This window comes from Streptomyces sp. SID3343, from assembly GCF_009865215.1.
Lineage (GTDB): Bacteria > Actinomycetota > Actinomycetes > Streptomycetales > Streptomycetaceae > Embleya.
Map to the genome: position 1 here is coordinate 1 of NZ_WWJX01000312.1, position 5,721 is coordinate 5,721.

The 5,721-nt window shown below is 72.2% G+C and carries 4 protein-coding genes and 1 pseudogene; 3 read left to right on the forward strand and 2 right to left on the reverse strand.

The window, feature by feature from the left end; all coding sequences use genetic code 11:
- The 3 genes from GT354_RS10650 to GT354_RS56445 form a co-directional block, all read left to right on the forward strand.
- A partial coding sequence (locus GT354_RS10650; RefSeq protein WP_161356041.1) for a SpoIIE family protein phosphatase occupies positions 1-379 on the forward strand: 379 nt, incomplete at its 5' end.
- Complete coding sequence (locus GT354_RS10655; RefSeq protein WP_161356042.1) at positions 376-2,160, forward strand: ATP-binding protein; 1,785 nt, start codon at positions 376-378, stop codon at positions 2,158-2,160. The genes GT354_RS10650 and GT354_RS10655, both read left to right, overlap by 4 nt.
- Positions 2,157-3,851 (forward strand): fused response regulator/phosphatase, encoded by a 1,695-nt coding sequence (locus tag GT354_RS56445; protein WP_202511734.1) that lies wholly within the window; start codon positions 2,157-2,159, stop codon positions 3,849-3,851. The genes GT354_RS10655 and GT354_RS56445 overlap by 4 nt, the downstream gene beginning before the upstream one ends.
- Before the next feature lie 148 nt (positions 3,852-3,999).
- Here GT354_RS56445 and GT354_RS10665 read toward each other — a convergent pair.
- Together GT354_RS10665 and GT354_RS10670 are read right to left on the reverse strand one after the other, a co-directional pair.
- A pseudogene (locus tag GT354_RS10665) lies at positions 4,000-4,128 on the reverse strand (gamma carbonic anhydrase family protein); the annotation flags it as partial.
- A 134-nt stretch (positions 4,129-4,262) separates the two neighbouring features.
- The coding region (locus tag GT354_RS10670; protein WP_202511735.1) for a glycosyltransferase family 39 protein at positions 4,263-5,721 on the reverse strand (1,459 nt) is incomplete at its 5' end.

The following is a 5,721-nucleotide window of genomic DNA, read 5'->3' on the forward strand; positions in this document are numbered from 1 at the left end:
CGTGCACCGCGCCTTGGCGGGCACCCGCGGCGGCGCCGTGTCGGTGGCCGAACTCGACCGCGACGCGGGCGTGGTCCGCTTCTGCGGCGTCGGCAACGTCTCCGGCGTAGTGCTCGGCGACACGGGTCGGCGCGGCATGATTCCGTTGCCGGGCATCGCCGGTCACCACGCGCGCAGCCTGCGCGTGTTCGAGTACGAGCTGCCGGCGGGATCGATGGTGGCGCTGCACTCCGACGGCCTGACCGAGCGCCGGCGCGCGGCCGACGCGCCGGGCCTGCTGTCGCACGGCCCGCTCGCGGTCGCGGCCACGTTGCTGCGCGACGCGGGGATCCGCTCCGACGACGCGTGCGTGCTGGTCGCGGCCGGCCCACCGAGATGAATCCGACCGTGGACGGCGACCTCGAACCGCCGGCGGCGGAGGTGGCGCGCTGTCACCTCGCGACCGCGCACGACGTGTTCGTGGTCCGCCAGTTGGGTCGCGACGTCGCCGAGGCCGTGGGTCTGGGCCCGCAGGACCGTACCCGGGTCGCGACCGTGCTCAGCGAACTCGGTCGCGAGCTGATCGAGGCGATCGGGCCGGCCGAGATCGTCTTCGGGGTGGACCCCGCCGAGCGCGTCCCCTGCCTGGTGATCACCCTGTCGTGGGAGGCCGACCCGGGCGCCGCCGAACTGGCCGCGGCCGACGCCGCCGAGCGGCTGATGGATCGGGTCGAGCACGGTGCGAACCGGATCGTGCTGCGCAAGGCGCTGGCCGCGAACAGCGTGCCCGTCGACCACACCTGGCAGGCGCAGGTGCGCGCACGGATCGCGAGCGTGCGACCTCGCAGCGCGATGGAGGAACTGCGGCTGCAGAACCAGGAGTTGCTGAGCACCCTGGAGGACCTGCACCACCGGAGCCAGGAACTACAGCGCCTGAACGCCGAGTTGGAGGAGACCAACCAGGGTGTCGTCGCGTTGTACGGGGAGCTGTCCCGGGAACTGGAGGAGACCAACCGGGGCGTGGTCGCGCTGTACAGCGAGTTGGAGGACAAGAGCGAGCAGTTGCGCGAGGCGAGCGAGACCAAGTCGCGATTTTGGGCCAACGTCAGCCACGAACTGCGCACGCCGGTCAACTCGGTGATCGGACTGGCCCGGCTGCTGTTGGACCCCACCGGCGGGCCGCTCGGCGCGGACCAACGCCGACAGGGCGAACTGATCGCCGAGTCCGGGGCGACCCTGCTGGACATGGTCAACGAGCTCTTGGACATGGCCAAGGCCGAATCGGGGCGGGTGGAGGCCACATTGGCCCCGATCGACCCGGTCGAACTGCTCGACCGGGTGCGTTCGATGATGCGTCCGGTGGTGACCTCGCCCGACGTGACCCTGTCCGTGGAGGCCGTCGGGGAACTGCCGCCCATCGTCACCGACGAGGTCATGCTCACCCGGATCCTGCACAATCTGCTCTCCAACGCGGTCAAGTACACCGAGGCCGGCGAGATCAGCCTGACCGTGGTGCACGAGGTGCGGGCGGCCCGGCTCGTGATGACCGTGAGCGACTCCGGTATCGGCATCGCACCCGACCAACAGGGCCGGGTGTTCGAGGAGTTCTACCAGGTACCCGGTCCACTCCAGGCCCACGCCCCGGGCACCGGGCTCGGCCTGCCGTACGCGCGCAGCCTGACAAAACTGCTCGGCGGCACGCTCACCCTGGACAGCGCCGTCGGCCGGGGCACCACCGTCACCCTGCTCCTGCCCACCGGCACCGACCCGGACGGGCGCCCGACGCGCCGCATCGGGACGGCGCTGCTCATCGACGACGACCCGGCCTTTCGCGAGCTGTTCCGCGCCCTCGCGCGCGAACTCGTGGACCGTCTCGTCGAGGTACCCGGCGGCACCGACGCGCTGACCACCGCCCAGGCGTGCGCACCGGACGTGATCTTCCTCGACCTGTACATGCCCGACGTCGACGGCTTCGAGCTGCTGCGTCGACTCGCGCTGCACCCCGAGCTGGCCCCGGTGCCGGTCGTGGTGATCACGGCGGCCGAACCGGACCGACTGCCCGATCGCAGCGAACTCGACTTCGCCGCGTCGGTGACCGCCAAGGCGGGGCTGACCGCGCGGGTGCTGTCGCAGATTCTGACCGCGTTGCCTCGGGACGAGGAGACTGGAGGAGCATCGTGACCGGCATCGTGGCATCAGGGCAGACGGGCCCACCCGGCGAAGCCGTTCGCGGCCGGCGGAGCGCGAGTGTGCTCGTCGTGGACGACACACCCACCAACCTCTACATCATCGGCAGTTGGCTGCGCCGCGCCGGCCACACCGTGATCGAGGCGTCCACCGGTGCCCAGGGCCTGACGGTGGCGCGCTCGGCCTTCGAGGAGGGCGACGGCATCGACGTGGCGATCGTCGACGTACGGCTGCCGGACATGAGCGGCTTCGAGGTGTGCGAGCAGATCAAGAACGATCCGCTGACCGCGAGCGTGCCGGTGATCCACGTGTCGGCGCACGCGATCACGGTGGACGACCGGGCCCAGGGCCTGTATCGGGGGGCCGACGCCTACCTGATCGAGCCGATCGACCCCGAGGTCCTGCTCGCCACGGTGCAGGCCGCGCTTCGCTATTCGCACGCGCGGCGCGAAGCCGAGCACACCGCGGCCGTGCTCACCTCGCTCGCGCGGGCCACGATGCTGATCAACGCCGCCCGCGACGTGGTGGGCCTGGGCGACGCGATGGCCACCGGTGCGGCCCGGATCACCCGCAGCCCGGCCGCCGCCTATGTGCGCGACCTGGACGGGCGCGCGCGCCGTACGGTCGTGCCCGGGCGCGAGGCCGAGCCGGTGCAGTGGAGCGTGCCGCCGAGCATGTTCGACGTCCTGTTGCGCCTCGCCGGGCTCGGCGACGCGGCGGCCACCGGCACGACGTCGGTGGTCGTGCCGTGGGCCCAGTGGGATCTGCGGATGCCGAACTCGCTGATGGAGACCGACGTGCATCTGGTCGTCTCGCGCACGCACGTGACCCGGCCGCCGACCGTACTGGCGGTACCGGCGCCGGCGGTGCGCAAGCCGGAGCAGGCCGAGGCGCTGCGCGAGTTGGCCCGCACCGGCGCGCTCGCGGCCGAGGCGCTGCGCTCCTACGCCGAGGAACACGCGCTCGCGTTGACCCTGCAACGCAGCTTCCTGCCCGCGATTCTGCCGGACATCGACGACGTGGACGTCGCGGTGCGCTACGTGCCGGCGTCCGACCAGGCGGAGATCGGCGGCGATTTCTACGAGGCGGTCGCGCTCGACGACCGGCGGATACTCGTCGCGATCGGCGACGTCGCGGGGCACTCCCTGCGCGCGGCGACGATCATGGGCGAAGTACGGCATTCGCTGCGGGCGTTCGCGAGCGAGGGCCATCCGCCGCACGCGGTCCTGGACCGGCTGAACGCGATGATGCTGCGCTTCCAGCCCTACGAGACGGTCACCGTGTGTGTGCTGATCTTCGATCAGCACACCGGCGACATGCGGATCGCGAACGCCGGTCACCTGCCGCCGCTCGTGGTCGACGAGTCGGGCGCCAGTCGCTACCTGGAGGTGAGCGGCCCGCTGCTCGGCCTCGATCTCCCGCGCGCCGACGCGACCTCGATCCGGTTGGAGCCGGGCGAGACGCTCGTGCTCTACACCGACGGCCTGATCGAGGAACGTCGAAGCGACCTCGACGCGGGCATGAACCGGCTGCGGGAGGAGACGGTGCGCGTGTGGTCGCAGTCGCACGATCCCGAACTACTGGCCGACCACCTGCTGTCCGAGCTCGGCGGCGACACGCGCGACGACATCGCGCTGCTGATCCTGCGCCGGCATCCGAGGCCGCAAGACGCCCCGGCCGAGTGACGGCGCGGTGCGCGGGTCGAGCCGCCGGGGCCACTCGCCGGCCGGTTGCGGCGCGCTCGCCGCAGGTCCCGGGCGGCTGGGCGTCGGACGGGCGCTACGGCGTGACGTCGCGATGCGCCTCGGCCGGCAACAGGTAGCCCTCGCCGTTGGCCGCGATCAGCGAACCGGCCCCGATCCGGGCCCCGTTGAGCACGACCGCGCCCATCCCGATCAGTACGTCGTCCTCCACCGTGCATCCGTGCAGGACCGCGTTGTGACCCACGGAGATCCACTCCCCGTGGTGCCCACCCTCCGACTCCGAACCCGACCAGCCGGCGCCGCGTCGTCGCGGGAGCCGGTCGCGCGGGGCGGTCGCGGTCGGTCGGCGGCAGCGCCGAGGGTGCGTCGATCGATGGAAGCGCCGTAGGTCGGTCAGTAGAAGTGCCGAAGGGAGGGCCACACCCGAGACCACGGGCCCCGGACGCCCGTGCACAGTTCGACGACCGCGTCCTGTTCCTCGTTGTCGAGGTGTTCGCCGTTGTCGACGCGGGCCACCACGCGGCAGTCGGTGAAGGGACGGGCCGTCGTGGCGCCCTTGACGTGCACGACCAGCACCGGGCCGTCGGCGGTCTCCGGCGGCGGACCCCAGTCGGCGAAGGACATGTGGCCGGAGTACGGCTTGGGCAGGCCGCGGGCGTGACCGTAGCGGTCGAGCGCGCCCGCCTCGCCGTAGTTGCCGGCGAACAGCACCGCCCGCGCGCGCCGCTCGGGAGGGATCTGCGCCCACCCGGCCGCCGCCGCGTCCGCGAGGGCGGGCCAGCCGATCTGCTCGCCCTGTTCGGGGTTGATCGCCACGACCTTGTCGACCGCGGCCGGCGGCAACACCGGCAGCGAGATCACCACGCCCGTGCCGGCCGCGAGCGCCATCACCGTACCGAGCGCGAACGCCCGTCCCCGGTGCGCCGAGCGCGCCCACCGCAGCACCGGTTCGCAGCCCGCCGCGAGCAGCACGAGCAGCAACGGCAACGCGTAGTACGGCTTGCCGCCCGATCCCACGACCAGCACGCACAGCACGCCGTACGCGGGCACGATCGACCGGGCCCAAGCGATCTCCCGATCCCGCCACAGTCGCAGCCCACCGGCGACCCAGATCGGCACGAACAGCGGTGAAAGATAGGCGAGTTGCAGCGGAACGAACATCACCCGGTTCGCCACGCCGTCGTCCGAACTGATGCCCGAGGCAACGGTCAGCTGCGGCCAGTCGTGGGTGGCCTGCCAGATCAGCCCGGGCGCGCTCAGCACCACCGCGACCACGACCCCGCCCGCGAACCACCGGCCACGCAGCACCGTGCGCGGACCGACCGCGAACAGCCCGACGAGCAGCGCGACCACCAGGTAGGCCACCAGGTACTTGTTGAACATCGCGAACCCGACCGCCGCGCCCACGCCGACCCACCAGCGGTCGTCGTCCGTGCGCAGCACCCGCAGCACGAGCCACGACACGAGCAGCCAGCCCGGAATGTCGAAGGTCGCCGTGGACATCAGGTGGCCGACCCCCAGCACGATCCCCGACGCCGCCGCACAGCCCGCCGCGAGCACTTGTGCGCCGCGCCCGGCGCCGAATTCGCGCGCGATCAACGCGACGAGCCACACCGTCGCGACGTAGGCGAGCACCGCGGGGATCCGCAGCCCCTGTGGGCTGTCGCCGAACAGCGCGGTCGCCGCGCGGGCCGTCAACGGGGTGAGCGGCGGTTGGTCGACGTAGCCCCAGGCGAGATGCCGACCGGCGACCAGGAAGTACAACTCGTCGCGATGAAAGCCGTAGCGCCCGAGCAGCGCCGCCTGCACGGCCGCGGTCGGCGCCGAGATCAGCGCGATCGGGCCGACGGCC

Excerpts from the sequence above, each read along its gene's own strand:
- GT354_RS10655 (WP_161356042.1), top strand. The coding sequence starts at position 376 with ATGAATCCGACCGTGGACGGCGACCTCGAACCGCCGGCGGCGGAGGTG.